This window comes from Chloroflexus islandicus (genome assembly GCF_001650695.1).
GTDB lineage: Bacteria > Chloroflexota > Chloroflexia > Chloroflexales > Chloroflexaceae > Chloroflexus > Chloroflexus islandicus.
In genome coordinates this window covers 1-26525 of sequence record NZ_LWQS01000021.1, presented here as the reverse complement: position 1 = coordinate 26525, position 26525 = coordinate 1, and the positions used below count along the sequence as shown (strand labels likewise).

Annotated in this window: 24 protein-coding genes and 1 tRNA gene; 6 read left to right on the top strand and 19 right to left on the bottom strand. The window is 61.2% G+C overall.

What is annotated here, in order from left to right; genetic code table 11:
• Nucleotides 1-66 precede the first annotated feature (66 nt).
• From ndk to A6A03_RS00610, 5 genes are all read right to left on the bottom strand, one after another.
• The gene (gene ndk / locus A6A03_RS00630; RefSeq protein ID WP_066782574.1) at nt 67-522 is read right to left on the bottom strand and encodes a nucleoside-diphosphate kinase; all 456 of its coding nucleotides are present in this window, start codon (nt 520-522) and stop codon (nt 67-69) included.
• Between the two features lie 171 nt (nt 523-693).
• A complete protein-coding gene (locus A6A03_RS00625; RefSeq protein WP_066782570.1) occupies nt 694-1041 on the bottom strand; it encodes a roadblock/LC7 domain-containing protein in 348 nt (115 codons plus the stop codon).
• A 63-nt stretch (nt 1042-1104) separates the two neighbouring features.
• Nucleotides 1105-6426 carry a tetratricopeptide repeat protein gene (locus A6A03_RS20975; protein ID WP_066782568.1) on the bottom strand — a complete coding sequence of 1774 codons (5322 nt, stop codon included), beginning with the start codon at nt 6424-6426 and terminating at the stop codon, nt 1105-1107.
• A gap of 265 nt (nt 6427-6691) precedes the next feature.
• Nucleotides 6692-6768, bottom strand: a tRNA-Pro gene (locus A6A03_RS00615).
• Between the two features lie 34 nt (nt 6769-6802).
• The gene (locus tag A6A03_RS00610; RefSeq protein ID WP_066782566.1) at nt 6803-7054 is read right to left on the bottom strand and encodes a hypothetical protein; all 252 of its coding nucleotides are present in this window, start codon (nt 7052-7054) and stop codon (nt 6803-6805) included.
• A gap of 189 nt (nt 7055-7243) precedes the next feature.
• On the opposite strand from A6A03_RS00610, the gene A6A03_RS00605 reads away from it, so the two are divergent.
• Together A6A03_RS00605 and A6A03_RS00600 are read left to right on the top strand one after the other, a co-directional pair.
• Nucleotides 7244-8272, top strand: coding sequence for a sulfurtransferase (locus tag A6A03_RS00605; RefSeq protein ID WP_066782564.1), 1029 nt, complete (start codon nt 7244-7246; stop codon nt 8270-8272).
• Nucleotides 8273-8275: 3 nt separating this feature from the next.
• Nucleotides 8276-9502 (top strand): YeeE/YedE family protein, encoded by a 1227-nt coding sequence (locus tag A6A03_RS00600; protein WP_082908881.1) that lies wholly within the window; start codon nt 8276-8278, stop codon nt 9500-9502.
• Nucleotides 9503-9565: 63 nt separating this feature from the next.
• On the opposite strand, the gene A6A03_RS00595 is transcribed toward A6A03_RS00600, so the two are convergent.
• From A6A03_RS00595 to trpA, 3 genes are read right to left on the bottom strand one after another with little or no spacing between them, the layout of a single operon-like run.
• Entirely contained in the window at nt 9566-10504 is a 939-nt protein-coding gene (locus A6A03_RS00595; protein WP_066782562.1) for an acetamidase/formamidase family protein, read from the bottom strand.
• Nucleotides 10505-10531: 27 nt separating this feature from the next.
• Nucleotides 10532-10765: an Lrp/AsnC family transcriptional regulator gene (locus tag A6A03_RS00590; protein WP_066782560.1), complete on the bottom strand. Its 234-nt coding sequence runs from the start codon at nt 10763-10765 to the stop codon at nt 10532-10534.
• A 25-nt stretch (nt 10766-10790) separates the two neighbouring features.
• Nucleotides 10791-11585 (bottom strand): tryptophan synthase subunit alpha, encoded by a 795-nt coding sequence (gene trpA, locus A6A03_RS00585; protein ID WP_066782558.1) that lies wholly within the window; start codon nt 11583-11585, stop codon nt 10791-10793.
• Between the two features lie 1035 nt (nt 11586-12620).
• Here trpA and A6A03_RS00580 point away from each other — a divergent pair.
• Nucleotides 12621-14039 carry a BCD family MFS transporter gene (locus tag A6A03_RS00580; RefSeq protein WP_066782556.1) on the top strand — a complete coding sequence of 473 codons (1419 nt, stop codon included), beginning with the start codon at nt 12621-12623 and terminating at the stop codon, nt 14037-14039.
• Between the two features lie 58 nt (nt 14040-14097).
• Here A6A03_RS00580 and A6A03_RS00575 read toward each other — a convergent pair whose 3' ends face one another.
• The 4 genes from A6A03_RS00575 to A6A03_RS00560 all read right to left on the bottom strand — a co-directional run bounded on the left by A6A03_RS00575 (nt 14098) and on the right by A6A03_RS00560 (nt 17776).
• Complete coding sequence (locus A6A03_RS00575) at nt 14098-14616, bottom strand: hypothetical protein (protein ID WP_066782553.1); 519 nt, start codon at nt 14614-14616, stop codon at nt 14098-14100.
• A gap of 125 nt (nt 14617-14741) precedes the next feature.
• Nucleotides 14742-15392 carry a response regulator gene (locus tag A6A03_RS00570; RefSeq protein ID WP_066782552.1) on the bottom strand — a complete coding sequence of 217 codons (651 nt, stop codon included), beginning with the start codon at nt 15390-15392 and terminating at the stop codon, nt 14742-14744.
• Between the two features lie 174 nt (nt 15393-15566).
• Nucleotides 15567-16823 carry a sensor histidine kinase gene (locus A6A03_RS00565; protein WP_066782550.1) on the bottom strand — a complete coding sequence of 419 codons (1257 nt, stop codon included), beginning with the start codon at nt 16821-16823 and terminating at the stop codon, nt 15567-15569.
• On the bottom strand, nt 16820-17776 hold the full coding sequence (locus A6A03_RS00560) for a hypothetical protein (RefSeq protein WP_066782548.1): 957 nt from the start codon (nt 17774-17776) through the stop codon (nt 16820-16822). The genes A6A03_RS00565 and A6A03_RS00560 overlap by 4 nt, the downstream gene beginning before the upstream one ends.
• Nucleotides 17777-18151: 375 nt before the next feature.
• Here A6A03_RS00560 and A6A03_RS00555 point away from each other — a divergent pair, with 375 nt between their 5' ends.
• Nucleotides 18152-19648 carry a M1 family metallopeptidase gene (locus A6A03_RS00555; protein ID WP_066782546.1) on the top strand — a complete coding sequence of 499 codons (1497 nt, stop codon included), beginning with the start codon at nt 18152-18154 and terminating at the stop codon, nt 19646-19648.
• Between the two features lie 87 nt (nt 19649-19735).
• Here A6A03_RS00555 and A6A03_RS00550 read toward each other — a convergent pair whose 3' ends face one another.
• From A6A03_RS00550 to mnmA, 7 genes are all read right to left on the bottom strand, one after another.
• Complete coding sequence (locus A6A03_RS00550) at nt 19736-20014, bottom strand: HU family DNA-binding protein (RefSeq protein ID WP_066782544.1); 279 nt, start codon at nt 20012-20014, stop codon at nt 19736-19738.
• Between the two features lie 259 nt (nt 20015-20273).
• Nucleotides 20274-20804 (bottom strand): GTP-binding protein, encoded by a 531-nt coding sequence (locus tag A6A03_RS00545; protein WP_066782542.1) that lies wholly within the window; start codon nt 20802-20804, stop codon nt 20274-20276.
• 31 nt (nt 20805-20835) lie between these two features.
• Complete coding sequence (locus A6A03_RS00540) at nt 20836-21648, bottom strand: DUF4388 domain-containing protein (RefSeq protein WP_066782541.1); 813 nt, start codon at nt 21646-21648, stop codon at nt 20836-20838.
• Nucleotides 21649-21687: 39 nt separating this feature from the next.
• Nucleotides 21688-22623, bottom strand: coding sequence for a DUF1385 domain-containing protein (locus tag A6A03_RS00535; RefSeq protein ID WP_066782539.1), 936 nt, complete (start codon nt 22621-22623; stop codon nt 21688-21690).
• Between the two features lie 98 nt (nt 22624-22721).
• The gene (locus tag A6A03_RS00530; protein WP_066782537.1) at nt 22722-23174 is read right to left on the bottom strand and encodes a hypothetical protein; all 453 of its coding nucleotides are present in this window, start codon (nt 23172-23174) and stop codon (nt 22722-22724) included.
• A 66-nt stretch (nt 23175-23240) separates the two neighbouring features.
• Complete coding sequence (locus A6A03_RS00525; protein ID WP_066782535.1) at nt 23241-23498, bottom strand: hypothetical protein; 258 nt, start codon at nt 23496-23498, stop codon at nt 23241-23243.
• Nucleotides 23495-24574, bottom strand: a complete 1080-nt coding sequence (gene mnmA / locus A6A03_RS00520) for a tRNA 2-thiouridine(34) synthase MnmA (protein ID WP_066782533.1) — start codon at nt 24572-24574, stop codon at nt 23495-23497. The genes A6A03_RS00525 and mnmA overlap by 4 nt, the downstream gene beginning before the upstream one ends.
• 62 nt (nt 24575-24636) lie before the next feature.
• Between mnmA and A6A03_RS00515 the strand changes: the two genes are divergently transcribed.
• Nucleotides 24637-25485, top strand: a complete 849-nt coding sequence (locus A6A03_RS00515; RefSeq protein ID WP_245668742.1) for an alpha/beta fold hydrolase — start codon at nt 24637-24639, stop codon at nt 25483-25485.
• A 63-nt stretch (nt 25486-25548) separates the two neighbouring features.
• A complete protein-coding gene (locus A6A03_RS00510; RefSeq protein WP_066782529.1) occupies nt 25549-26337 on the top strand; it encodes an alpha/beta fold hydrolase in 789 nt (262 codons plus the stop codon).
• The last annotated feature ends 188 nt before the right edge of the window (nt 26338-26525 follow it).

The following is a 26525-nucleotide window of genomic DNA, read 5'->3' as shown; positions in this document are numbered from 1 at the left end:
GGCGATCATCCGACCGCGCCAACCGCATTGACGGGTGCTAAGCACCCGTGAGCTGCACAACCATCGTTACTCGTAGATCCACCCGTCAAGCGAGCGATTCCACTCGCCGATCAGTTCATGAGGCTGGAAGAAGATCGCCGTTTCGCGCTCACCGCTCTCCGGCGAGTCAGAGGCATGGATCAGGTTGCGTCCGATATCGACGCCAAAATCGCCGCGAATCGTGCCGGGAGCCGCTTTGGCCGGGTTCGTCGCGCCGACCATCGCGCGCACCAGTTCCACCGTGCCCGGCTTGCCAGCTACGACAGCCACCACCACTGGCGCTGACGTGATGTAGCTCACGAGGCCATTGAAGAAGCTCTTGCCTTCGTGTTCAGCGTAATGGCGACGCGCTAACGCCTCATCAACCTGCATCAGCTTGAGCCCCTGAAACTTGAGGCCACGTTGCTCAAACCGGCTGATAATCGCCCCAATCAGACCTCGTTGCACCGCATCGGGCTTTAAAATCAGAAGTGCGCGTTCCATGCATACCTCATTACGTCAAGAAATAGGTTGGTTGCCCGCGGTCAGTATACCATATACTGGTCAACAACCACGCAATCATAAGGGCGACGCGCGCTGCGTCGCCCTTTTATCGCTGCACGCTCTGATTAGGCGGGTGATGCAGAACGTCACCCTTCGTCACCCACCGTGCCATCAGATCGGCACCGCCTCACTGATCCGCTTGGCGGCGCGGCGCATTTCCATCTTCACCAACCCTAGATTCACCGTGCGCTGGGTGATGACGACGAGGATCAGCTCTTTTGCTTCCAACAACAAGATCGAACCGTCTTTGGCATCGATAATCGAGTCTACGAGATTACCCACGCCGAGCCGCCGGGTTGCTTTGTCGATCTCACCAAAGACAGCCGCCGACATTGCGCCCAATACTTCAGCGTCTTCTTCATCGAGTAAGGTACTGGCGACAACCAGACCATCCTTGCCGACAAGCAAGCTGCCGATGACGCCATCGACCCGGATGAGATCCTCTACAATGCGGCGCATGCTAAACCTTTCTTGTGGTGCCATCTTTGCGACTGCTTTCGTCTAAAGGAAGACGGATCCTGCTTATTCAGCAAATGTGACGCTGTAGGCGGCAATGGCTTCATCTAGCCGGCCCTGCCGCGAATAGACATCACCCAATAACCGGTGCAACTGCCGCAGCACCGGAACGTCATCGACGGTATTAATCAGATCTGCTAGCTCTTCAGCGATCCGGTCAAGCAACGCGCTTTGCTTGAGCAAACGGCGATAGACTACCGCCATCAATTCCGCCTGACCTGTCTGCGCGCAGAGGCGGGCAATCGTGAAGGCCAGCGTGTGATTGGCTGGATTGGCGCTCAACTGGCGCAGGTAGTCATCAAGCTTAGCATTGCCGGTGGGAATAAAATCTTCTGGTGCGCGTGGCCGCAATGGCGCGCGTGCCGATCGGCCCCGTCCGGCGGTCGCTGCCTCGCGACGGGCAAAGCGCAAGTCATCGCGCGTCGGCGCTGCACTCCGCCGTTCTTCCGCCATTGCAGCGCGAGATGCCGGTTGCGGCTTGGCCCGTTCAGAGAGCGGCGGCAACACGACCCGGGCCGGCTCTGGCGCAACCGGCTCTGGGGGGGCTTGCCAAATATCATCCAGCGCATCGAGCGGCTCAGGCTTAAAGCTCGCGTCTTCTGGTTTGGGGGTTGGCGGTGGCTCTTCTACGCGCGGGGTGGTGCGCACGGCCTTTGCCACCGGAACTGCTTCGGCAACGCTGAAATCAAACAGGTCTTCTTCGGCTGTCTGCGCCGCCGGCTGCTCACCCTGTTGCATCGCCTCTAACTGCGCAATCTCTTCCGCCGACAATCCCAACTCTTCCAGCGAGAATGGCGCCAGCTCCGGCTCTGCCGCTTGCGCCGCCGCCGGCTGCTCACCCTGTTGCATCGCCTCTAACTGCGCAATCTCTTCCGCCGACAATCCCAACTCTTCCAGCGAGAATGGCGCCAGCTCCGGCTCTGCCGCCTGCGCCGCCGGCTGCTCACCTTGTTGCATCGCCTCTAACTGCGCAATCTCTTCCGCCGACAGGCCCAACTCTTCCAGCGAGAATGGCGCCAGCTCCGGCTCTGCCGCCTGCGCCGCCGGCTGCTCACCCTGTTGCATCGCCTCTAACTGCGCAATCTCTTCCGCCGACAGGCCCAACTCTTCCAGCGAGAATGGCGCCAGCTCCGGCTCTGCCGCCTGCGCCGCCGGCTGCTCACCCTGTTGCATCGCCTCTAACTGCGCAATCTCTTCCGCCGACAGGCCCAACTCTTCCAGCGAGAACGGTGCTAGCTCCGGCTCTGCCGCCTGCGCCGCCGGCTGCTCACCCTGCTGCATCGCCTCGAGCTGCGCAATCTCCTCCGGCGACAACCCCAACTCTTCCAGCGAGAACGGCGTCAGCTCCGGTTCCTCCGCTTTCGCTGCCGGCTGCTCTGGCTGTTGCATCGCTTCCAGTTGCGCAATCTCCTCCGGCGAGAGACCCAGCTCTTCCAGCGAGAACGGCGTCAGTTCCGGTTCCTCCGCTTTCGCTGCCGGCTGCTCCGGTTGTTGCATCGCTTCCAGTTGCGCAATCTCCTCCGGCGACAACCCCAACTCCTCGAGCGAGAATGGCGTCAGCTCCGGCTCTGCCGCTGGCGCCGCCGGCACCTCCTCGGCAAACGGAGTGAGATCCGCTTCAGCCACCGGCGCTGCCGGCCCGGCCTCTTCCTCACCGATTTCGGCCTCGAGATCAATAATTTCGTCGCCGTCGCGAAGCTGGATCCCAGCGTGGTGCAGCGACCAGCCAAGCTGCTCGATCCGATCCGCCTCGCGTTCGGGATCCTTCACTAGGGCGATGATATCAGTGAGGTCAACATAGCCTTGCCGGTGCCCCAACTGGATCAGGCGATTCAGCACGGGATCGCCGGTGTCGATCAGTGGCTCTTCATCTTCCGAGAAGACTACTGTCTCAAAATTCCCCAGATTTAAGTTGTCAATCTCTTCCGGCGGAATGGCCAACTCACCACCGGCATTGGCCGCGCCGCCTTCCAGATCTTCAAATGAGAACGGTTCGAGATCGCTAAACTCATCGAGCGAGAAGGGTTCGACACCGGGCAACTCAAACGGCGATTCCGCTTCAGCGGGAGCTATGCCCAGATCGGCCAAGACGTTGCTGTCAGCCGGCTCGGTTGGCGCGAATAGACTTTCCAGCGTCTCATCAACAACTGGGGCAGCCTTGCTCTCCGCCGCCGGCTGCTCACCCTGTTGCATCCCCTCAAGCTGCGCAATCTCTTCTGGCGACAGCCCTAGCTCTTCCAGCGAGAATGGCGTCAGCTCCGGCTCTGCCGCCTGCGCCGCCGGCTGCTCACCCTGTTGCATCCCCTCAAGCTGTGCAATCTCCTCCGGCGACAACCCCAGCTCTTCGAGCGAGAATGGCGTCAGCTCCGGCTCCGCCGCTGGCGCCGCCGGCTGCTCACCCGGTTGCATCCCCTCAAGCTGCGCAATCTCTTCTGGCGACAACCCCAGCTCTTCGAGCGAGAATGGCGTCAGCTCCGGCTCCGCCGCTGGCGCCGCCGGCTGCTCACCCTGTTGCATCCCCTCAAGCTGCGCAATCTCTTCTGGCGACAGCCCTAGCTCTTCCAGCGAGAATGGCGTCAGCTCCGGCTCCGCCGCTTGCGCCGCTGGCTGCTCTGGTTGTTGCATCGCCTCGAGCTGTGCAATCTCTTCCGGCGACAACCCCAGCTCTTCCAGCGAGAATGGCGTCAGCTCCGGCTCCGCCGCTTGCGCCGCCGGCTGCTCACCCGGTTGCATCCCCTCAAGCTGCGCAATCTCTTCTGGCGACAACCCCAGCTCTTCCAGCGAGAATGGCGTCAGCTCCGGCTCCGCCGCTTGCGCCGCCGGCTGCTCACCCTGTTGCATCCCCTCAAGCTGCGCAATCTCTTCTGGCGACAGCCCTAGCTCTTCCAGCGAGAATGGCGTCAGCTCCGGCTCCGCCGCTTGCGCCGCCGGCTGCTCACCCTGTTGCATCCCCTCAAGCTGCGCAATCTCTTCTGGCGAGAGGCTCAACTCCTCAAGCGAGAACGGCGTTAACTCCAGCTCTTCTACTGGCTCTTCACCCTTGCCACTCAATGCACCAACTGCGCCAGAAGGAGCAAGACTCTCATCAAGGCTCAACTTGGGCAAACGGAAGGTTCCGGTCAAGCGCTCAGGCGAACCGTCGTCCTCGCGCAACGACACATCATCATTCGAGAAATAAGCCGCTACGTCAGCATCAGTCAGCTCAACCGACGACAGCGGCGGCTCTTCGACCGGCGGTAACGAGGCAGCGCGTTCAACTAACTTGCTAAAGATCGACGGCCCGCTCGGCTCGGCCTCTTGGGGCAACTGAATACCGCCACTCCGCATTGACGGTTCTTGCCAGCTATAGATTCCCGGTTCAACCGGTTCAGCTTGCGGCATAGGATGCGCCTCATCAAGCGCTAGATCGTCAAGCGAGAAGGGTTGCAACGACGGCGGTAATTCACCGGCAGGGGCGCTTGACCCGAAATCCAGATCATCGAGCGAGAACGGTTGCAAGCCGCTCAATTCATCAGCGAATGTATCGCTACCCGCCGTACCCTGCTCTTGGGATCGCGCAGCCTCATCAGCCGGTAAGCCTAACTCTTCGAGCGAGAACGGCGTCAACCCTTGCGCCGGCGCCCCCTCCAACTGGGCAATCTCTTCGGGTGACAACCCCAGCTCCTCCAGCGAGAATGGCGTCAGTGCCGGTTCTTCCGCCTTTGCCGCTGAACCACCCTCCAACTGGGCAATCTCTTCGGGTGACAGCCCCAGCTCCTCCAGCGAGAATGGCGTCAGTGCCGGTTCTTCCGCCTTTGCCGTCGCACCACCCTCCAACTGGGCAATCTCTTCGGGTGACAACCCCAGCTCCTCCAGCGAGAACGGCGTCAACCCCGGTTCTTCCGCCTTTGCCGTCGCACCACCCTCCAACTGGGCAATCTCTTCGGGTGACAACCCCAGCTCCTCCAGCGAGAACGGCGTCAACCCCGGTTCTTCCGCCTTTGCCGCCGACCCCTCCAACTGGGCAATCTCGTCCGGTGACAGCCCCAGCTCCTCCAGCGAGAATGGCGCCAGTGCCGGTTCTTCCGCCTTCGCCGCCGACCCCTCCAACTGGGCAATCTCGTCCGGTGACAGCCCCAGCTCCTCCAGCGAGAATGGCGCCAGTGCCGGTTCTTCCGCCTTCGCCGCCGCACCACCCTCCAACTGGGCAATCTCGTCCGGTGACAGCCCCAGCTCCTCCAGCGAGAACGGCGCCAGCGCCGGTTCGGCGGGGGGAGTTGCAGCTACATTGACACCAATCTCATCAAGCGTCAAACCGGTTGGGGTCGCAGCCGGCCCCGGCAGATCGAGATCGAAATCAAACGCATCGCCACCTAGCGTCGCCGGCTGAGGCGGGGAGGCAACACTCGTTGCCGGCGGTGAGAAGAGCAACATCGCCAGCAGATCATCATCTGACATCGCCGAAGCCACGGCTACGGGTTGGGCCGCCGGCGCCAACCAACTGGCTTCGGCAAAAAAATCATCATCGGCAGCGACCGCCGCCGGAGCTGCGGCTGCCGTGCGCCGCGCTCGCCACGCCGCCTCGTCCCACGCTGGCAACGAGACATCAGGCGTTGGCACACCAACCGGCAGCGGATCAAACAACATCCGCGCCACAGTCTGATACGGATCGAGGCGTTGCGCGATGCGCCAGTGGTCGACGCCACGCTGGTCGCCATCGTCAAGCAATATCGCCCCGAGGATCAGGTGCGCTTTCAGGAGCTGCGGTTGCGCCTGCAGCGCCTGCTGGCATGCCTCAACGGCTTCGTCAAGCCGGCCATCACGCCAGAGGGCCTCGATCAAGCCAACCCACGCATCGAGCCGCTCAGGATGTTCAGCAATGACATTGCGGAACTCGTGGATTGCCTGCGGCAGCATGTGGCCACGGGCATACAGGCGGGCTAACCCAGAGCGGCTCAGGCGGAGAGCGGCATGCTCGCTCCCCCATGCTTCGGTGTAGAGCCGCACCAACTGGGCCCGGAGTTCGGGCATATCCGGGCGGATTTCAAGCGCCCGTTCAAACTCGGCAATCGCCTTATCGAGCCGGCCTTGCCACTCGTAGGCCATGCCAAGACCAACGTGGGCCGGAATATTTTCGGGATCAGCCTGCAACACCTGCTCGAAGGTCGCCACGGCAGCGGGCAAATCGCGCTGAGCGAGATACGCCTCGCCCAACAACCGTTGGGCTTCCAGATTATCAGGGTGATGCGCGAGGATGTGCTGGGTCAGGCCAATTGCCTGCTCAATCTGGTTCGCCTCGAGGAATGTTCTGGCTTGTGTGTAGGCGTCTTGCAGGCTGATAGTCGCCATCCCGGATCCTCCCACGTGATATATGCTGGCGCCGCTCGAAAAAAGAGAAGTTATGCGTTGAGGGAACGCGATAGCAGCGCGAATGGTATTCGCCACATGCTTGCAGTATAGCGCCGAATCATGGAAGGTGTCAAGATGTAGTGGGTAATTATTGGCATTTTACCAGTATCGCCGGGCACAAAATCGTTTACTGCGCTGGTTATCCAGAGGAAAAAAACGCCAAAATACAAACGCTGGCGAGCAAATGCTCACCAGCGTTACCGGATGGTCGGGGCGACTGGATTTGAACCAGCGACCTCCTGAACCCCATTCAGGTGCGCTACCGGTCTGCGCTACGCCCCGAACGCCCTGATTATAGCGCGGCTACGGCGAAGAGTCAAACTTCGCGCCAGATCAGCGACGCAAAAAAACCTAACGCCGCGCCGAACGGCAGCGCGCCTAGCCCCCACACCAGTATTGCCGGCCACAGCACGCGCACCCAATCCGCCCAACCGGCATCAGGCGCGAGCTGGCCGGTGAAGAGGCTGATCACGGCGGTAAACACCCCGCCCAGCACAATTGCTAATAACGCCAGTATCAATGCGCCGCCCACAGCCCAGCGCATCCGGCGAGCAGGTGATGGATCCATAGGCAATGCATCAAGATATAAACCAACTCACCGGCATGGTACTCGCAAGACCGGCTATCGTCAACTAGTACCGAAGAGATTCTTGAATTCTTGATCAAGTATATTGACAAACTCAACAATCTCCGCTATACTCTGGCTGGCACCGGTGCAACCCACGAAACGCTTGACAAGAGAAAGTGAGGGAGGATCGTGAATACCCCGACGTTGCGCCTTGCCGGCGCGGCCCTTGCCGGCGCACTGGCAACGCTCGCCATCGTGACGGTGATCAGCGTTGTGCGCCCGCAAACGAACGCTACCCAACTGGTGCAGCCGGCAACAACGAACAACGCTCCCGTTTCGACCGCCAATGCGCCCCGCGAGCCGCGCCCGTTTGATCAAGTGGTTGTGAGCACTGACTGGCTCGCCGCTAATCTCAACAACCCGCAGGTGCGCGTGATCGAGGTCAGTGTCGTGCCCGGTTTGTACGAGCGCGGTCATATCCCCGGCGCGGTCAATTTTGTCTGGACGACCGATTTTGTTGATACGGTCGCGCGCAATATCATTGCCCCCGAACGATTTCAGGAACTAGCCCGCGCGGCAGGGATCAATAACGACACGACGATCGTGCTCTACGGCGATAACTACAACTGGTTTGCCGCATGGGGCGCGTGGGTCTTCCGCCAGTACGGCGCGACAGATGTGCGGCTGCTTGACGGCGGGCGCAGCAAGTGGGAAGCCGAGAATCGTGAACTATCCACCCGCGCCCCATCGTACCCCGCCGGCGCGTTCACCGTCCAGCAAGACAGCTCGTTGCGCGCCTTCCTGCCCGATGTGCTGAAGGTGGTGTACGGCGAAGCGGATAAAGTCCTAGTCGATATTCGCTCACCCGACGAGTTTAGCGGCAAGATCTTCGCACCGGAGGGCTTCCAAGAATTGGCGGTACGGGCCGGCCATATCCCCGGCGCGATGAACGTCCCGTGGAAGAAGGCGCTCAACGATGACGGCACCTTCAAGAGTGTCGAGGAGCTGCGCAAGTTGTACGCTGATGCCGGCATCGACGGCAGCAAGCCGATCATTACCTACTGCCGCATCGGCGAGCGGGCTAGCCATACGTGGTTTGTGCTGAGCGAAATCCTCGGCTATCAAGTTGCCCTGTACGATGGTTCGTGGACGGAATACGGCAATAGCGTCGGCGTGCCGATTGCCAATCCAGCCGGCACCGTCTGGGGTGTGAAGTAGACGATGGCTCAGATGCTACCGCAGAGCAGCTCGCTTGAGCGAGCTGCTCCGTCACCAACAACCAATCGGCTTCAGGCCAGCCTTGGCGTCGTGAGCTTGGTTGCACTCGTGGCCGGAGCGTATGCGATGCACGCCATTCCCGGCTCTGGCGCGCCGGCGGCGCTCTCGCTCCTGCTCGGCGGAGCGTTGGGCATCGCCTTTGAGTGTGGCCGGTTCTGCTTCTTCTGCATCTTTCGCGATTTGATCGAGCGCCGGCAGGCTGGGCCGCTGTACGCTATTCTCACGGCGCTGGCCATCAGCGGGATCGGCTATGCCATCGTCTTTGGCGCGTTTCTACCTAACCCGGCCAGCGGACGGCTCGCGCCCGACGCCCATATCGGCCCGGTAAGCCCAGCACTGGCGCTCGCTGGGCTAGTCTTCGGCCTTGGTATGGCGTTGTCGGGCGCATGCATCAGCGGCCATCTCTACCGGTTGGGTGAAGGATCAGGCTCTGCGCTGCCGGCATTGGCAGGAGCACTAATCGGTTTTGGGCTTGGCTTGCGGACGTGGAACTGGCTCTATGTGACGATGATCGCCGGAGCGCCGGTGATTTGGCTGCCCAACCTGATTGGCTATGGCGGCTCATTGATCGTTCACCTATTGGTGTTGGGCATCATCGCCCTTAGCTTGCTACGCTGGCTTGCCCCGCTCGCCGAACAACCGGCCCGCGCCATCACGCCAACGTATCTCCGCACCGTGCTGCTCGAACGGCGCTGGAATCCGCTCGTCACCGGCGCGATTGTTGGCATCATCAGCGTTATCGCCTACTTGCGCATCGAACCGCTGGGCGTTACGTCACAATTGGGCAGCCTGTCGCGCACTGTTCTCCACAACTATGGCCTATTGCCCGACCGGCTCAACGGTTTAGACAGTTTCGCCGGCTGTGCAACGCAAGTCGTGCAAACTATTACGACCAACGGCTGGCTTATCGGCGGGTTGATCACCGGTTCGCTCGGCGCGGCGCTGCTGGCCGGACGCTTCCGCCCCAGCCTCCCGCGCCGCAGCAGTAGCCTCGCGGCGCTGGCTGGCGGCATCTTGATGGGATGGGGCGCCATCATCGCGCTCGGTTGCACAGTGGGCACCTTGCTATCTGGTATTGGCGCGTTTGCGCTATCAGGTTGGGTGTTTGGGATCACGGTGTTTGCCGGGGTATGGATCGGGATTACGCTCCGGTTGCACCGGTGGGTATAGTACATAATCCAAGCGACGGCGCGAACGCCGTCGCTTGGGTTGTTGCATGAGCGCGCCGTCGCTTTAACGAAACACGCTCAACGCCATATAGAACGACACACACCAATTGGGCGCATCGACGATTTGGCTGATGCGCAAATCGCCGGCCAAACTGCACAGCACATAGGCATCTTCGCGGCTGAGATGATAGGTATCAACCAGCCACTCGATCATGTCGCGCACCGCATTGCGCGCGTTTTCCATCAGATCAGGGCCGATGGCGGTGGTGACGTAGTAGCCGCGCGCGTCATAGGCGGGTTGGATCGGGCCGGGTGGCGTGTAGAAGTGGTAGCGCCACGGCTTGAGCGAACGCCCCTTGATCACGTTAAACCGCAGCGAAAACTGCATCGGGCATTCGATGCCGGTCACGCAGACCTCGCCGTCGCCTTGGGCAGCATGGCAATCACCCGCCGAGAAGAGCGCGCCGGGCACGAACACCGGCAGGTAGAGCTTGGCCCCAACATTGAGGTGGCGAGTGTCGATATTGCCGCCGCCTTTGCCGGTCGGCAACACATCAAACGCCCCCGGCTCGTCGAGCGCCACCCCCATCGTGCCGCAAAACGGTTGCAACGGGATGTGAATGTCATCGCGCAACGGCGCGGTCTGGCCGTTGCTGAGATCGAAATGGCGAATGTAGGGCGCGGTGAAATCTTGCGCCAACAACCCCAAACCGGGAATGATCCCCGTCCACCCCCAATCGAGCGGCTGCAAGCGCAGAATCTCAACTTCGAGGATGTCACCGGGCATCGCATCTTTGACGAAGATCGGGCCGGCCAGCGGGTAGAGCTGGCTAAAATCGAGATTCATCAATACGCTGGCGTCACAACCGGGAGTCACCTGATCATTGGTCACTTCCGCCGTCTCGCAATGCACCACATCGCCGGAAGCGATTTCGATCGCCGGCGGCAGGCTATTGTCCCACTTGTGATGCACCTTGCCCTTTTCCAACACGTATTCGGCCACACTATGCTCCTTTCCTGCCAACGCACGTCACCCAATCACCATGCAGGTAATCGTGCGCTTAATACCGCTAATCGCGTGGATCTCGCTCATCACCAGCCGGCCAATTTGGCGCGGATCAGGCGTCTGCACGGTCGCCACGATATCGTAGGGGCCGGTGACGGCATCAACCGCAATCAGGCCATCGATCGCGCGCAGCGCAGCTAGCACCTCGCCGATCTTGCCCGACTCGGCCTCGATCAACACATACGCTCGCGCCTCCATCGCTCTGCTCCTCTCTAGCCTAGGCTCATTCCACCGCGCTCAGTAATTCGCGCACATAAGCGGCAGCGCCGGTCACCCGCTCAGCCGGCGGCAACCGTTCGAGGCGGTCGATCAAGGCGCTGCCGACGATCGCGCCGTCGGCAATCCGCGCCACATCGGCGACGTGCGCCGGCTGGCTAATACCAAACCCAACTACCAACGGCAGATCGGTCTGTTGGCGCACCGTGGCGATGAGATCGGCCAGATTGCCGGCCAGCGCCTGCCGCGCACCGGTCACGCCGGTCAACGAAACGATGTAGATAAAGCCGCTGGCGTGGGTGACAATCTGCGCGATCCGCGCCGGCGGGGTGGTGGGAGCAATGAACATAATCAGATCAAGCTGGTGCGCAGCGGCGATCTGGCGCAAATCAGCCGCCTCTTCGAGCGGCAGGTCAGGAATGATCCAGCCATCGCCGCCGGCAGCAGCCAAATCGGCGCAGGCCCGCTCGAGACCGTAGCGTAACAACGGATTGTAGTAACCCATCAAGAGCAGCGGCGCCGCCACCTTGCGCGCACGCAGCTCGGCGACAGTAGCCAGACAATCGGCCATCGTCACGCCATGCTCAAGCGCGCGCTGGGTGGCGCGCTGAATCGTCGTGCCATCGGCCAGCGGATCGGAAAAGGGCACCCCTAACTCAAACAAACTGGCGCCTGCCGCTTCCAGCGCCGGTACCAGCTCTAACGTGCTCTCGCGTTCGGGGAAGCCAACCGTCAAGTAGGGCATTAAGGCAATCCGTCCCTCGGAACGGAGGCGGGCAAAGGTTTCGGCAATTCGGCTCATAGTCGGCAATCTCGGTAGAGTACTTCGCTGTGATTATCATCATACCACAGGCAAGACGGGGCAAGGGCCGCCTCATGCATACCACCGAGGGCGTAGAGGGTGCAATGATCTTTGCCTCCTTTGCAGAGCCGGACAGCCGTCCGGCTCTACGGCGTCTTGACATTCGCCCTCACCCCCTAGCACCCTCTCCCACTGGCGCAGGCTCAAGGGTGGACAGAACCTCTGATCCGGCGCCCGGCCCTGAAGGGCCGGGCTACTATTACGAAGCCCGCTGCGCGGGCTGATGCCCTCACCCCCTAGCCCCCTCTCCCACCTGACGGCGGGAGAGGGGGAGCTGCTGGATGGCGGGCAAGACATTACGGGAGCGGAACGCAGGAGCACCCCACTCCCGGCCTGTCATTGCTTCGGCGCGAGCGAACCCACAGCCGATTGCTCCCGTGCGTGGGGGAGATTGCTTCGCCGCGCGACGGGCAGAGCCACGCTCTGCCCCTACCGCGCGGCTCGCAATGACAACTAAAAAGCGGGGCTGGCGGGCGAACAACACATCTGGTCGCTTAAGACCGTAGATCGCTGTGCGATGCCGTAAAGCTCGGTGCTGCGCTCCCCTCTCCCGCGCTAGTGGGAGAGGGGCTGGGGGTGAGGGTAACATGGCGCATTGCAAAGCCTTCAGATATATCTGCAATCATGGGTTCTATCCACCCTTGAACTCCACAGTGGGTTAAGGGGCAAGGGATGGTGGCTGCCTAACACGCACCGCCGAAGACGCAGAGAGTAATGGTCATTCCAATCCCTTTGCGCTGCTGTGCGGAGCCGGACAGCCGTCCAGTTCTACAGCCCCTTTGCTCGCGCTGCGCCTTGGTCTCCCGCCGTCAGGCGGGAACAAGGGCTAGGGGATGCAGACCTTCCCAACATAGCGACGGTTCTGAATTCATAAGAAGCTAGCACCCAAACTCGAGGCCAGCTTCGTTTATACCGCATGTCACCGCGTGCTATAATACGTCACAACAACGACGCTCTAGCGCAAGGAGCCGGAAGATGGCAATGGCAGACACGTTGCTGCGGCCGTTTCGTCAGGTGCAACACTGGCTGGAAGCCCGTCCGCGCCTGCGGATGTGGCTGCGCGTTTTTCGTCTCAGTCTATTTCAATTCGGAATGGGTCTCTCGCTGGCGCCGCTCACCGGCACGCTCAACCGGGTGTTGATCAACGAGCTCGGGATCGCCGCGTTTTTGGTTGGTTCCTTGCTGGCGCTGCACTACTTTATTTCGCCGGCCCGCGCCATTTTCGGCTACCAGTCGGACGTGCATCGCGCCGCTGGCCGCTGGCGCACCCCCTATCTCGTGTTAGGGGCGATGCTGACCTACGGTGGCTTGGCTACCGCGCCCTTCTCGCTGATTCTGCTCAGCGGCGAGGGTTATTTGCCGTTCCCGCTGGCAGTCATCGTCTGTTTTGCGATCTTTTTTGCCTATGGGCTCGGAGTCAACATCGCCGAGACGATCTATCTCGCGATTGTGAGCGATGTGACCCCGCAAGAAGAGCGCGGGCGGGTGTTGAGTCTGTTGTGGGTAGCGTTGGTGCTGGGCACGATCGTTGGCTCGTTGCTGATCGGCGAGCTGCTGATCGATTATAGCCATACCCGCTTGATACAGGTGATGCAAGGTTCGGCGCTGGCCTTTGTCTTCTTGACGTTTATGTCAATGCTCGACCAAGAGCGGCTGAAACCGAATGGCCAGTTGGCCGACGTGACACCGGTGCGGGTGCGCGAAACGCTGGGCGATTCGCTGCGTATGCTGGCGGCGCAACGCCCGTTGCGCAACCTGTTTATCGTGCTAGCGCTGGCTACCACCGGCTTTGCCGTCCATGACGTGTTGCTTGAGCCATACGGCGGGCAGGTGTTGGGGATGACGGTCGCCGAAACGACCCGCTTGACCGCGGTGTGGGGCGGCGGCATGCTCACCGCGATTGTGTTGACCGGCTGGCTGCTCTGGCGCGGCCAACCGGCGTTGCGCATGATCGGCGGCGCTTCGCTGCTCGGCATTGTTGGCTTCGCCACTATCAGCTTGTCCACCTCGCCCGATCACGTCGGGCAGTTCCTTAGTGGCGTGGCGCTGATCGGGATGGGCCGCGGCATGCTGATCGTCGGCGGCCTCTCGCTGGTCATGGGGCTTTGCGACCGCGCTCACGCCGGTCTGTTCCTTGCCCTGTGGGGTATTACGCAGGCGCTGGCCCAAGGCGTGGGCACCATCGCCGCTGGTCTCGCCCGCGATATTATCGGGCGGATGAGCGGCGTGGTGGCGAGCGGTTACATCGCTGTCTACCTGAGCGCACTCACCTTGATCGCGATCGCCGGCGTGATGCTGCTTGTCCTCTACCGGCGCGGCCAACTCCGCGCCGAGCAGGTACGCTCGCCGTGGAGCAGCCTTGAGCAGGTGAATGCCGATCAGATTATTTTCTAATCAATAGGGGAACGAAGCAACGAATAGCGCAGCGCCATTCGTTGCTTCGTTGCTTCGTTTATTCGTTCCCCCTATCCGTTGTCCGGAGCAGCAAGGCCACGCCAATCGCAATCAGCACCAGCGGCCAAACCCAGCCGGCCCGGTTGAAGATGAGATCGAGCAGGGTCATCCCACCCTCGCCGATCAGGATGAGTGAACCGATCACGGCCATCACGCCGCCGGGGATGAACGGCCACCACACCTTCTCGTTTGCGAAGAGCGCGCTGAGCAGCGGGATGGACGCCCAACCAGCCGCAAACGAGAGCAGGAAAACGCCGCCAGCAACAGGATCGACCAGCGGCAACGTTTCGATCAATACCGTCCCCAACCCGATACCGCCAATGATACCCGCCGGAACAAACCAACCCGCTTCGCGCTTGCGAATGCCGGCAATGGCGAAGATGATCGCCATCATCGGCATCACCAGCAGACCAGTGTCGATCACATATCCCAACAGCAAGACGATACCGAGCGCAATCAACACCATCCCTACTACTGACCGGTTGCGCGTTTCGGTCATTGTCGTTTCGGTTGCCATCGCTGTCCTCGCTTTCACGTCGCTCGATTGCCTGTCTGAAGCATAGCACTCGGCGCGAGGTGCCACCAGTGGCGCAAGGTAGATTGCGGTCATAGGCGGAGGATGACGTTTGGCATAGGAAGGAGTTACTCGATCAAGCCCAACTCGCGGGCGCGGATGATGGCCTGCGTGCGATCGCGCACCGCCAGCTTGGCGAGCAGGTTCGAGACGTGATTCTTGACCGTGCCCTCGCTAATGTAAAGCTGATCGGCGATCTCGCGGTTCGACTGCCCGGCGGCAATCCCACGCAGCACGTCCATCTCGCGCTCGGTGAGCGGTTCGGCCAACGGCGGCGTTACCGGCGCCTTGCCACCGGCCAGCCGAGTGAACTCAGCCAGCACTTTGCGGGTGATGCTCGGCTGAATCAACGCCTCGCCGCGGGCCACAATCCGTACCGCTTCGACAATCTCGCTGCTGTCGGCGTCTTTCAGCATGTAGCCGCGCGCACCGGCTTTTAAGCCCTCGATCACATATTCATCATCATCGAACGTGGTGAGAATGATGACCCCGATCTGTGGCCACCGCTTGGTAATCTCACGGGTCGCCGCTACGCCATCCATCACCGGCATGCGCACATCCATTAACACTACATCCGGCTGCAATTGCTCTACCATAGCCAACGCCTGTTGGCCGTTCGCCGCCGCACCCACCACGGTCAAATCCTCTTCTAGATCGAGCAGGGTCTGAATCCCCTGCCGCACCAAGGTCTGGTCATCGACCAACAGAATGCGAATCATGCGGCCTCCCTCTGCTCCCATTGAGGGACGGACAGAACATGCGGTCGAGTACAACCGTTGATCGCGGTACAATGCCTCAAATCGTAGCTCTGCTCCCCTCTCCCGCGCCAGTGGGAGAGGGGCTGGGGGTGAGGGCGAACCAGCGCATCGCAACTCCATCAACTCCATCTACGCTCATACGTTCTGTCCGCCCTTGAACACTGCGCCCGCACGGGGCACAGCCATCACCAACCGGAAGCCGCCTGCCGGCAGCGGTTCCGCCTGCAAGGTTCCGCCCAAGCGCGCCGCCCGTTCCTGCAGGCCGGCAAGGCCAAAGCCGGTATCGGCGACCGGCGGCGCCGGCGGGCCGTCATTGATCACTTCCAGCCGCACACTATCGGCAGCGCCGATCAGCCGCACCGTCACCTGCGTGGCCTGACCGTGCTTTTGAGCATTGGTAAGCCCCTCTTGGGCAGCACGGTAGAGCGTCATCGCCACCGCCGGCGCCACCTCACCCACGTTACCCTCAAGCGTAAAGCAGGCCTGCAAGGGCGAAACCCGATCGAAATCGCGCACCATCCCGGCGATCACGTCCGGCAGCGGCTGGCCGGCCAGCGGATTGGTGCGCATCAAAGCCACACTCTGCCGCACCTCGGCCAGCGCCGCCTGCGCCTCTTCCCGGCAGAGGGCTAGCGCCTGCGCCGCCCGTTCCGGATCGCGGTCGAGCAGGCGGGCAGCCGCTTGCAACTGCACATTCAGCGCCGTGAGATGATGGCCGAGCCCGTCGTGAATCTCGCGCGCCAACTGCACCCGCTCTTCCGCCGCCGCCAAGGCGACTTCGCGTTCGCGCGCCGCCGCCAACGCCGCATTAGCTGCGCGCAACTCGGCGGCCAACCGCTCGGCGCGGGTCATCTGATCGGCCAACCGCGCCAGCACAACCGAAAATACCAAGGTGAAGATCAAGCCCAACAAAATGGATGAGGTCTGAGCGAGGAGATGTTCGAGCGCGGCGCCGCGCAACCAGAGCACACCGCTCCAGCCAAGGTACAAGAGCAAGCTCATGCCGAGACCGCGCCATACGCCTAGCCCAACCACCGCTTGCGAAGCGATGACGAAGAGCAAAAAGGGCAGGAACGTCCAACCGGCATCGAGACCAACGTAGTTCACCACTAAAAAGAGCGTGCTGCTAGCGGCGAAATAGAACCGGTTTGCCGCCGCTTCGCCCCAACGGCGTTTCAAACCTTCCCACGCGGCGTTGAGCGCCAGCAACATACTCAAGAGCAATACCACCGGGTAAAATCGTTCTGGCGGCAAGTGGCGGTGGAAGAGGATAAACTCAACCAGCGCGAAGCTGATCATGGCATACGCCGCCAGCATCAGCGAGTTCTGCCCGCGGCTGAAATAGCGGGTGAGGCGCTGCCAGAGCGGGATAAACGGCCAGTGCGCATTCATGGCACTATCCACGGTTGCAAGACGTACCGCCACCAATTGTTGGCGACGCCGTCGGTTTCACCGGCGACCCGCGGCAGATGATCGAGCCACCAGAGATGGTGCAGGCGCATATCGCCGCCGCCCCATTCAGCGCAGCGCATCACGCGGGCCGGCGCACTGAGGTCGGGAAACTGGTACCACGCATCGGCCCGCGCCCACACTGACCGCGGGTTGCCCCAGTCGTAGTCGCGCACGCTTGACGGGGCGAAGTGGACGTTACCGCACTCGTCGAGGCGGGTGAAACGCTCCCACAAGTTGCGATCTGGCGGATGATTGCGGTAGACATGCGCCATAATCGACTCGACGCGATGGCCGAAGTTTTCGAGCATACAACCTACATCGCGCTCGACATTGAACCCCATCACAATATAGCGGCGGCGGGCATGGGGCAACCGCAGCGGCGGCGCGTTGCACCAAAACGCATCCACACCAACCATCCGGCTCTCGTAGTAACCGGCATACGGAAAGGCAAACAGCCACAGCTCATCCAGCTCGCCGCGCTCAAGCTCGGCAGCCAACCCGATCTGATCGAGCAACCGCTCATAATCGGCTTCATCGGGTTGATGAGCCGGCATGCGCCGCTCCCACGCTGCTAAATAGGTGGCACTATCGTAGCGAAAGCCATCGCTCTTGACCGGAAAGTCGGTGTAATGCCGCCGCATCACAATCCGATAATCGGCGATCCCGCCCGAACAAGCGCGCAGATCGGCGATATACTGCGCAGCCAAGGTTTCGGCATCATTCCACCCCATCACCCGGCTCAACGGCAAGCCGCCGCGTTCGGGGATCGGCGGATCGTGGGTAATCAGCGCCACCTTGAGCGTGATCGGCTCGCCGGGCCGGTCGCCGCGCAACATAGACGGACGGTCGCCGGATTCGCCGCGTTTGCTCCAGCCGAAGAGACGGTTCAGCATAGGTTTAATCTCCGAATAGCCACGAAGAGACACAAACATCACAAAATGTTGTTGTGTCTCTTGTACCTTTTTGTGGCTATTCCCTAACCATCACGATAAGACTAATCCCCAAATAGCCGCGAAAAGACACAAAAATCACAAAATGTTGTTGTGTCTCTTGTACCTTTTTGTGGCTATTCCCTAAAAAATCACTAAAAGATTGTTGCCGTCAAGAAAGCAACCAACCGCTCTCTTCGCCCCCACTTCAAAACCCCTCTGCGTTCTTTGCGTCCCCTGCGCCTTTGCGTTACCCCCTCTGCGTTCTTCGCGGAGCCGGACAGCCGTCCGGCGCTACTGTGCCTTTGCCGCATTCACGGTGTATGGTATGATGATTACATGATACGCCTAATTCTACTCCTCGTCATCGTCTTCACCAACGTTACCCCGCCGTCGGCAATCATCCGCGACGAAGGCGCGGCAACGGTCATCGATCCCTTCATCACCACCCAAACCGCCGCGATGCGCCCTGATCGCGTCGCCGATCTTACCCGCGAGCCGTGGGATCGCTACACGATGCGCGTCCAGCTCGACCCCAGCGGGCCACGGCTGAGCGGTGACATCACGGTGCAACTCACCAACCAGACAGAGGCGGAGTTCGATACGATCTGGTTCCATCTCTATCCCAACCACCCCGACTTCGGCGGGAGGCTCGATGTCACCTCGGCCCTGATCGACGGCGTGCCGGTACCATCACGCACCTTGCACGGCGACACCTTGATCGGCCTCAGCACACCGCAAGCCATTGCCCCCGGCCAGCGCACCACCGTCACGATGACCTTCACCGCACGCGGGCCGCGTAATGCTAGCCAGCGCATCTTCGGCGCCTACAATCTGGAAGCGGGGGTCTGGTCGATTGCCTCATTCTACCCAATGTTGGCCCGTTATATTCCGGGGATCGGCTGGGACACGCGGCCCATTGTGGCGCGAGGAGACTTCACTGTCAGCGCGATCGCGCTGTACGATGTCACTATCGCAGCGCCGGCAGACTGGCAACTCGTCACGAGCGGCAGCCGCCTCGCTTATCAAACGACTGGCGATGGCGGGCAGATAAGCCGTTTCGTCAGCGGGCCGCAACGCGAATTCTACCTTGCCGCGCTCCAAGGGTTAGTGGCGGCCAGCGCCGAGGTAGACGGCACTCGTGTAGTTAGTTATGTCCAGCCAGATGATCCTGCCGCCGCTGAGCGCAGTCTCGCGATTGCCACCGCCGCTCTGCGCGCCTTCAACCAGCGTTTCGGCGCTTACCCCTACGCCGAGCTAGAGGTGATCCAAGCGGCCTTGACCCAATTTTACGGCATGGAATATCCGGGAGTCGTGTTAATCGAGCAGAGCCTCTACCGGCGTGATGACCGGCTGCTCGAGACAACCATTGCCCACGAGATCAGCCATCAGTGGTGGTACGGGTTAGTCGGCAATGATGCGCAGGGGGAAGCGTGGCTTGACGAAGGGCTAGCCAGTTATAGCCAAATCCTCTACTACGAGATGATCGGGGTGCCAGAGCAAGCGCGGGCCGAACTCGACGCCTTCCGCGCTGTGTACCGCCGGTTGCGCGAACGGGGTGGCGACGCGCCGTTGGCCACGCCGCCATCAGGGTTAAGCGATGGCCGCTACGTACCGGTTGTTTATGCCAAAGGCGCGCTCTTCTTCCACGCGCTGCGCCAGCGCATCGGCGAAGAGGCATTCAATGCGTTCTTACAAGGGTATGTGGCCGCGGCAAGTTACCGCGAGATTGCCGGCCCTGACCTGCTCCGCGCCGCCGAGCAGGCGTGCGCGTGCGAATTGGATGATCTGTTTACGGATTGGGTGATCACCGCGAACGAGGTGACAATACCGTAGGGACGGCGCATACGCCGTCCCTAAACGAGGATACGTTACTCTGACAGCAACGCATGCGTTGCTCTGACGGCAACGCATGCGTTGCCGCTACTCGCCCTTCACAGCCTCTTTGAGCGTGCTGCTCGCGCTAAAACCGGGGGTCTTGGTAGCGGGGATGTGGATCTTCTCGCGGGTCTGCGGATTGACACCCTCGCGCGCCTGCCGCGACCGCACCTCAAACGTACCAAAACCGGTCAGCGTCACCTTCTCACCCCGCGCCAACGCCTCAGTGATCACCTCGAGCGCCGCATCGATAATCTGCTTCGTCTCCTTCTGCGAAGCTTTGGCGCGCTCGGCCACCGCCTTAATAAAATCCGTCTTCTGCATCGGTGCAGTCCTCCTCTATGCACTCAAGCGTTAATCGCTCTTCAGAAAGCAGTATACCGCATCTGTCAAGACCTGTATCCCTTGCTGATGCGGTAAACGGCCCATTACGCTTTCCAATATGATTTTATGGCTTTGCAATGCGAAAAATCAATTTAACCGCATTGCAAAGCCATGCCAGAAACACCCATATCACCTTCACAACACAACAGGGGCGACGGATCGGTCGCCCCTTCCCACCATCCCCATCACGCGGGCAACCCTAATCCTCGCTGCGTTCTTGAATCACGTACAGCAACTCAAGCAACACGTTCTTGACACTTTCGCGATCGGTCGCCGTACAAGGCAACACCTTGATATGCGGCGGTTGGCGCAAAGCCAAGCGCAGTTCATCAGGCGACCACGCATTAGGGCGATCCTGCTTATTGGCCGCAATCACGTATGGCGTATCGCGGTACGAGACAAAAAAATCGATGATCCGGTTCGTCTCGCGGAACGTTTCCGGGCGGGTGCTATCGACAAGGATGACCAAACCGAGCATCCCCTCGGCGAGAATCTCCCACATAAAGTCGAAGCGTTTTTGTCCCGGCGTCCCAAAGAGATGGAGCACGAGATCATCAGAGATCGCGATGCGCCCGAAATCCATCGCGACAGTCGTTTCCTTCTTGATCAGCCGAGTATCGTCGGTCGCCCGGCGTTCCGTCGAGACGACCTCAATCTCCGAGATCGTCCTGATAAACTCAGTTTTGCCGGCGTTGACGGCGCCGCTGATCACCATCTTTACCGTCTGCACACAGCCCTCCGCTCCGATGCTCCGGCCCCAGCTACATGCTGCGGATCCGATTGATGATCCGGTTGACGAGGCTCTTCTTCAAACGCGGCTGTTCAACCGGTGGCATACCGGCAGCCAGCACGCGCTGCCGTTTCACCAATTCCAGCATACCGGCGGTCAAGAAGCCATAGACCGCGCGGCACACATCAAAATCGCTTAGCCCAGTCTTTTGGGCAATCTCGGCCAGCGTATCGCGGCCATTAATACGCGCAAACACCTTCCACTCATCAGGTGAGAGGCGCATCCCCTTCAGTTTTTCCCCCGGCGGGGCCAAGAAGCGCGGCACCAGATCGGTTGAGGGGATGCGGTCGCGAATCCGCTCCCATTCATCGATCCGGCGCACCCCTTCCATAATCAGGTGATCGATCGAGATCGGCGTCAGCGCCAAGGGTGCATCAGGCGCCGGACGCTGGTTATGCTCGAAGACAAAATCCCCTTCCGGCCACGCAAATAACCCATACACCGATTGCTCGGTATGGCCCATCAGCGCACTCTGCAACCGCTCAGGGCTCGCCATGCCGGCATCAATCACGACCTGACTCAACGTCACCCCATTGCCACGAGCCGCCAATGCGCGGCAGGCTTGCGCCAACTGATCGGCGTTCAGCACGCCGAGCCGCACCAATAGCTCCGGCTTCTCGTCTTCGGGGCGGCGCGCTGCGAGCAGCAGCTTGCCTTTCTCAAAGTAGAGCCGCGCCGTCTGATCATGATAGGTCAAATGCAGGGCGCCCGTTTTATACCCGCGATCAACGAGCGAGAGAAAATCTGACAAACTAAAATCGCGGATGTTCCCCACCAGCGCCATACGTTCCTCCGCTATCGCGGGTGTTGTGCGACGATTACGTCACATGGTCGGTTGTGTATCGGCCAAACCGGGCGCCACACCGGTCGTTGGCGCCGGTTGGACAACTTCAAGGTGATCAGCGGCCACGACCGGCTCGAAGGCAGCGATCGCGGTAGCAATCATATCATCATCCGGCTCGCGGGTGGTCAGGTATTGCGCCGCTAACGTCGGGGTCAGCAACCAGCGCACCCACGGCAGATGGTAATAGTTCGCGGCGAGTTGTTGGGCCTCAAAAGCGACTGCCGCAACTAATGGAATGAGCACAATCCGGGCAATGATCCGCTGCCAGACCGGCAGGCCGGCGACCGAGAGAAATATCAGAAAGCCGATCAACGCCACCGCCAGCAGGAAACTGGTCCCGCAGCGCGGGTGAATACGGCTGCACTGCCGCACCGATTCCACCGTCAGCGGTAGACCCGCCTCGTATGCATTGATCACCTTATGCTCAGCGCCGTGATAGCCAAACACCCGGCCAATATCAGGAATACGGCCAATCGCGGCAATATAGGCCACTACTAATGCCAGATTGATCAACGCCTCGATGATTTCGCGCACGAGCACCGGCGCGCCAAGCTGGCCAATGAAGTTAGCCACCAGTGATGGCAACACCACAAAGATGCCAATCGCGATTGCCAGCGTGACCACAACGATCAACGTCTGGACAACCGGGTGCAGATTCTCATCGTCATCAGCGGCAACCACCGAGGCCGAGAAATCGAGCGCCTTGCGCCCGATCGTAAAGGCTTCGGCTAGCGCGGCAAACCCGCGCAGCAGCGGCCAGCGTTGCCACTGCGCGCTGCGAGCCGGGATCGGCAGGTCGAGCCGGGCAAAGCTGCCGTCAGGACGGCGCACAACGACGGTCGCTTGCCGGCGACCGCGCATCATCACCCCTTCGAGCACTGCTTGCCCACCATACTTAAACTGATTGGTACTCATGCCAATTCCGACTCTTACCCGCTCGCCGGCCAAACCAAACTTCTACTATCCTCTATCTTACCATGCCAACAGGCACGGTAACGTATCGAACATGGGGGTTATGAGGCCGGTTCGTCAGGTTTTCCGCGCCGGGCTAAGGTTGTAGCCGCTGCCCGCACGCCGCTCACCAGACTTGAGACGCGAATAATCGGCGAAACCACTCGTTCAGCCACGTAGGTTGTCGCCGTGGTCGCCGTCTGCGCCGATTCGCGCACATTGTTGGCGATAGCGCGGGTCGTGTCGAGCGTCTCATTCGCCTTCGCCAACGCCTCATCGAGTTTAGGCAGCACATTGTTGCGCGCCAGCCGGTTGATCTGCTCAACCGCGTAGAGGATCGCGATCAGAATCGCAACCGACAAGACCGCGCCGATCAGTTGCAACGCGGCCAAGATCACGATGAAGACATCGCGCCACGCGGCACGGAAACCTTCACCGAGGAAGATTGCCGCGATAATGAACCCGAACAGAACTGCGGTTAATAGGCCAATGCCGATGCCAATCCAGCGTAACACGGGGCTACCTCCGTACCGGGCCGCAGAACACGCGGCTGCGAGGGCGCTCTAATGCGCCAAATTATATCATAGCCGCAAGCGTGAAACAACTATCAGCAAAATCCACGCTAACAAAGAGGCTTCGAGCATTGGCACCCCCGCCGGAGCGGGCAGATCGAGCGGGAAGCGCCAGCCGATCAAGGTGGCGATCAAACACCCGGCGGCTGCCGTGACCCAAAAAATCGGGATTTGCCGCCACGAGCGGCCCAGCAAGAAGTGGGCCAGCGCCGCATGGGTCGTGGTCAACAAGAGCAACAGCAAGGCTGCTGGCGAAAGCGCGCTCATCGCACCTCCGGGCGGGCGATCCATCCCCCGCCGAGCACGCGCTGGCCAGCATAGAAGACGGCAGCTTGGCCGGGGCTGACGGCCCGTTGTGGCCGTTCTAATTCCACCAGCCAGCGTCCATCGGGTTGGGCTGACACACGGGCCGGCAGCGGTTCGGCGTGGGCGCGCACTTGCACCATACACGTCAACGGCTCAGCCGGCGGCTGATCATCAACCCAACGCACGTCGGTGACGGTAAATCGCTCGCGGTTGAGCGCCTCCGCTGGGCCGACGATCAGCGCGTTGCGGGCCGGATCGATTGCAATCACGTAGCGCGGTTCGCCGCCGCCTAACCCCAAGCCGCGGCGCTGGCCGACGGTGTAGAGCGGCAATCCCTGATGCCGGCCAATCTCGCGCCCTTCCAGATCGACAATCGGGCCGGGGGTGAGGCTTTCCGGCGCTTCGATCCGCAACAGATTGCGGTAGTCGCCATCGGGCACAAAGCAAATGTCTTGGCTCTCTTCCCGATCGGCGCTCGGCAAGCCGCGCGCTGCCGCCATCGCCCGCACGTCGCGCTTGGTATACTCGCCAATGGGGAAGAGCAGCCGGGCCAGATCGGCTTGGCCGAGCATGTGCAGCATATACGACTGATCTTTGTCTTCATCTACGGCCCGCCAGAGCTGGTAGCGGCCATCAGCGCCGCGCACAATCCGGGCGTAATGGCCGGTCGCCACCGCGTCAAACCCCAAGGCTCGCGCTCGATCGAGCAGCGCGCGAAACTTGATCATACGGTTGCACTCGACGCATGGATTGGGAGTGAGACCGTGGGTGTATGCCCGGATGAAGTAGTCAATGACGTGGCGGCGAAACTCGCGCTGGTAATTAAAGACGTAGAACGGGATGCCGAGCAAGGCGCAGACGCGCCGCGCGCTGGCCGCCGCTTCAGCAGCGCAGCAGAGACTCTCGCGCAACCCGTGGTCGTCATCATCCCACAGATGCATGGTCACGCCGGTCACGTGATGACCGGCTTCAAGTAAGAGCGCAGCGGCCAGCGAGCTATCAACGCCGCCGCTCATTGCAACCAGAACGTTTGCCATATTTGGTATTATACTCGGTATGACCGTTTCCAATAACAGCAAGGTACCATGAGAGCGCCAACGTGACGAATCCTATTACCACTATGACGTCTCCTGTCACCATCGAACGCCGCTACCACGACCGCCTTGGTCTGAGCTATTTGACTGCCGGCGCCAGCGGGCCGGCGATCGTCTTTCTGCACGGCTGGGGCGCATTTAAAGAACTCTGGTGGAGCGCCCTGCGCGATCTTGGCCGTGACTACCGTTGTTTTGCCATCGATATGCCCGGCCACGGCGAGAGCCGGATCGGGCGGGCTGACCGGATCGAAGCCATCGCCGAGCTGGTGGCCGAGTTTTGCCGTGATCTCGGCCTGACCACGATCACGCTCGTTGGTCATTCGATGGGGGGAAGCGTGGCGGTGGAATTGACCCTGCGCCACCCCGAACTGGTGCAACGGCTGGCCCTGATCGATGCCGCGGTTGACGCCTACCGCATGCCGGCCTACACCCGCACCTATCTGCTCCCCAACGCCGGCTGGGCCGCCTTCCGTCTATCTCAAGCCGTCGGGCGCGCGTTTCGCCCGCTGGGCCAGCGCGTTCCGCACGAGCACGGCGGCGGCTGGATTCGCCCATGGCTGCGGCGAGCATCGTATCTCGCCACCTTCGACCCAGAAGGATTGTACCGCATTTTGCGCTCGCTCTTTGCGACCCGCGCCGATGACCGGTTGCAGCAGATTCGGACGCCAGTGCTGGTGATGACCGGCCAGTTTGATAGCCTTGCCCCGCCGGCCCATGCCCGCCGGCTAGCCAAAGCCATTCCCGGCGCGCAGTACGTGATGATCCCAGCCAGCTTGCACAACCCCATGGACGAACGTCCGCGCGCGTTTACCCGCGCATTACGGCAATTTCTTGCCAACGCAAAGGCACAGTAGCGCCGCAACAGCGCAGAGTATGGTAAAGCGCGTTTCACGTCACGCTGTTCCAGAAAGAGGGTTATGAACCTCGAACCGTACCGCAAAGAGATCCAGCTTGCCGGCACCTCACCGGTGCGCCTGAGCGTGGTCGATGTCGGGCCGCTTGAAGGCGAGCGGCAAGGCACGATCGTCTGCATTCACGGCTGCGCCGGCAACCTCGAACAATGGACACCGCAGATTGCACACTTGTCCGGTCGCTACCGGGTGATCGCACCCGATCTGCGCGGCCATGGCCGTTCTGAGGTGGTCAATTCGGCCTATTCGCTGGAAGAGTTTCTCTGGGATTTGACCCAGTTGCTCACCCGCTTGAACGTCGAAGAGCCGTTCATTCTGATGGCGCACTCGTTCGGCGGCCCGATTGCGATTACCTTTGCCGCTAGCCAGCCCCAGCGCGTCAGCCGCTTGATCTTGATCGCGACCGGCCCTGAGATGCACCTCAACCCACTCCACGAACGGATCGTCAAGTTGCCGGTATCGCTGGCGATGCTCGAACGGCTCCGCCCGATCGTGATGCCTAAAACCTACGCGCCGGTCAAGGTGATCCAAAAGGTGCTGGCCGGCACCCTCTTTCGCTGGGATGGGCGGGCCGTGTTGCCGCAGGTGCAGACGCCGACCCTGATCATCGCCGGCCAGTGGGATTTCATCGCCCCGGTAGCCCAAGCCCGCGAAAGCCAGCAACTCATGCCCAACGCCCGGCTCGAAATTGTCCGCTATACCCGCCATCTCCCCCACCTTGAGCGGCCTGATGCGGTGAACCGCCTGATCGACCGCTTTCTGGAAGGGCCGCGGGTCTGGCGAGAGCAACGATAAGTGCCATTATGGAGTGCGGCAGTTTGACTGCCGCATCCCCCAGCCGGCAAGCGCGGGGCGACTCTGGTACCGCGATTGGGCGAACGCCAACCAGCACCCTTCTAGCCCCCCTCCCGGCCTCCCCCCGCTGGGGGGAGGAGGCCAACTCCCCTCCCCCAGCGGGGGAGGGGCTGGGGGTGGGGGCACCC

What these genes read in the sequence shown, in the direction of transcription:
- ndk (WP_066782574.1), bottom strand. Translation starts at nt 522, where the DNA reads ATGGAACGCGCACTTCTGATTTTAAAGCCCGATGCGGTGCAACGAGGT.
- A6A03_RS00625 (WP_066782570.1), bottom strand. Translation starts at nt 1,041, where the DNA reads ATGCGCCGCATTGTAGAGGATCTCATCCGGGTCGATGGCGTCATCGGC.
- A6A03_RS20975 (WP_066782568.1), bottom strand. Translation starts at nt 6,426, where the DNA reads ATGGCGACTATCAGCCTGCAAGACGCCTACACACAAGCCAGAACATTC.
- A6A03_RS00610 (WP_066782566.1), bottom strand. Translation starts at nt 7,054, where the DNA reads ATGGATCCATCACCTGCTCGCCGGATGCGCTGGGCTGTGGGCGGCGCA.
- A6A03_RS00600 (WP_082908881.1), top strand. Translation starts at nt 8,276, where the DNA reads ATGGCTCAGATGCTACCGCAGAGCAGCTCGCTTGAGCGAGCTGCTCCG.
- A6A03_RS00590 (WP_066782560.1), bottom strand. Translation starts at nt 10,765, where the DNA reads ATGGAGGCGCGAGCGTATGTGTTGATCGAGGCCGAGTCGGGCAAGATC.
- trpA (WP_066782558.1), bottom strand. Translation starts at nt 11,585, where the DNA reads ATGAGCCGAATTGCCGAAACCTTTGCCCGCCTCCGTTCCGAGGGACGG.
- A6A03_RS00580 (WP_066782556.1), top strand. Translation starts at nt 12,621, where the DNA reads ATGGCAATGGCAGACACGTTGCTGCGGCCGTTTCGTCAGGTGCAACAC.
- A6A03_RS00575 (WP_066782553.1), bottom strand. Translation starts at nt 14,616, where the DNA reads ATGGCAACCGAAACGACAATGACCGAAACGCGCAACCGGTCAGTAGTA.
- A6A03_RS00570 (WP_066782552.1), bottom strand. Translation starts at nt 15,392, where the DNA reads ATGATTCGCATTCTGTTGGTCGATGACCAGACCTTGGTGCGGCAGGGG.
- A6A03_RS00565 (WP_066782550.1), bottom strand. Translation starts at nt 16,823, where the DNA reads ATGAATGCGCACTGGCCGTTTATCCCGCTCTGGCAGCGCCTCACCCGC.
- A6A03_RS00560 (WP_066782548.1), bottom strand. Translation starts at nt 17,776, where the DNA reads ATGCTGAACCGTCTCTTCGGCTGGAGCAAACGCGGCGAATCCGGCGAC.
- A6A03_RS00555 (WP_066782546.1), top strand. Translation starts at nt 18,152, where the DNA reads ATGATACGCCTAATTCTACTCCTCGTCATCGTCTTCACCAACGTTACC.
- A6A03_RS00550 (WP_066782544.1), bottom strand. Translation starts at nt 20,014, where the DNA reads ATGCAGAAGACGGATTTTATTAAGGCGGTGGCCGAGCGCGCCAAAGCT.
- A6A03_RS00540 (WP_066782541.1), bottom strand. Translation starts at nt 21,648, where the DNA reads ATGGCGCTGGTGGGGAACATCCGCGATTTTAGTTTGTCAGATTTTCTC.
- A6A03_RS00535 (WP_066782539.1), bottom strand. Translation starts at nt 22,623, where the DNA reads ATGAGTACCAATCAGTTTAAGTATGGTGGGCAAGCAGTGCTCGAAGGG.
- A6A03_RS00525 (WP_066782535.1), bottom strand. Translation starts at nt 23,498, where the DNA reads ATGAGCGCGCTTTCGCCAGCAGCCTTGCTGTTGCTCTTGTTGACCACG.
- mnmA (WP_066782533.1), bottom strand. Translation starts at nt 24,574, where the DNA reads ATGGCAAACGTTCTGGTTGCAATGAGCGGCGGCGTTGATAGCTCGCTG.
- A6A03_RS00510 (WP_066782529.1), top strand. Translation starts at nt 25,549, where the DNA reads ATGAACCTCGAACCGTACCGCAAAGAGATCCAGCTTGCCGGCACCTCA.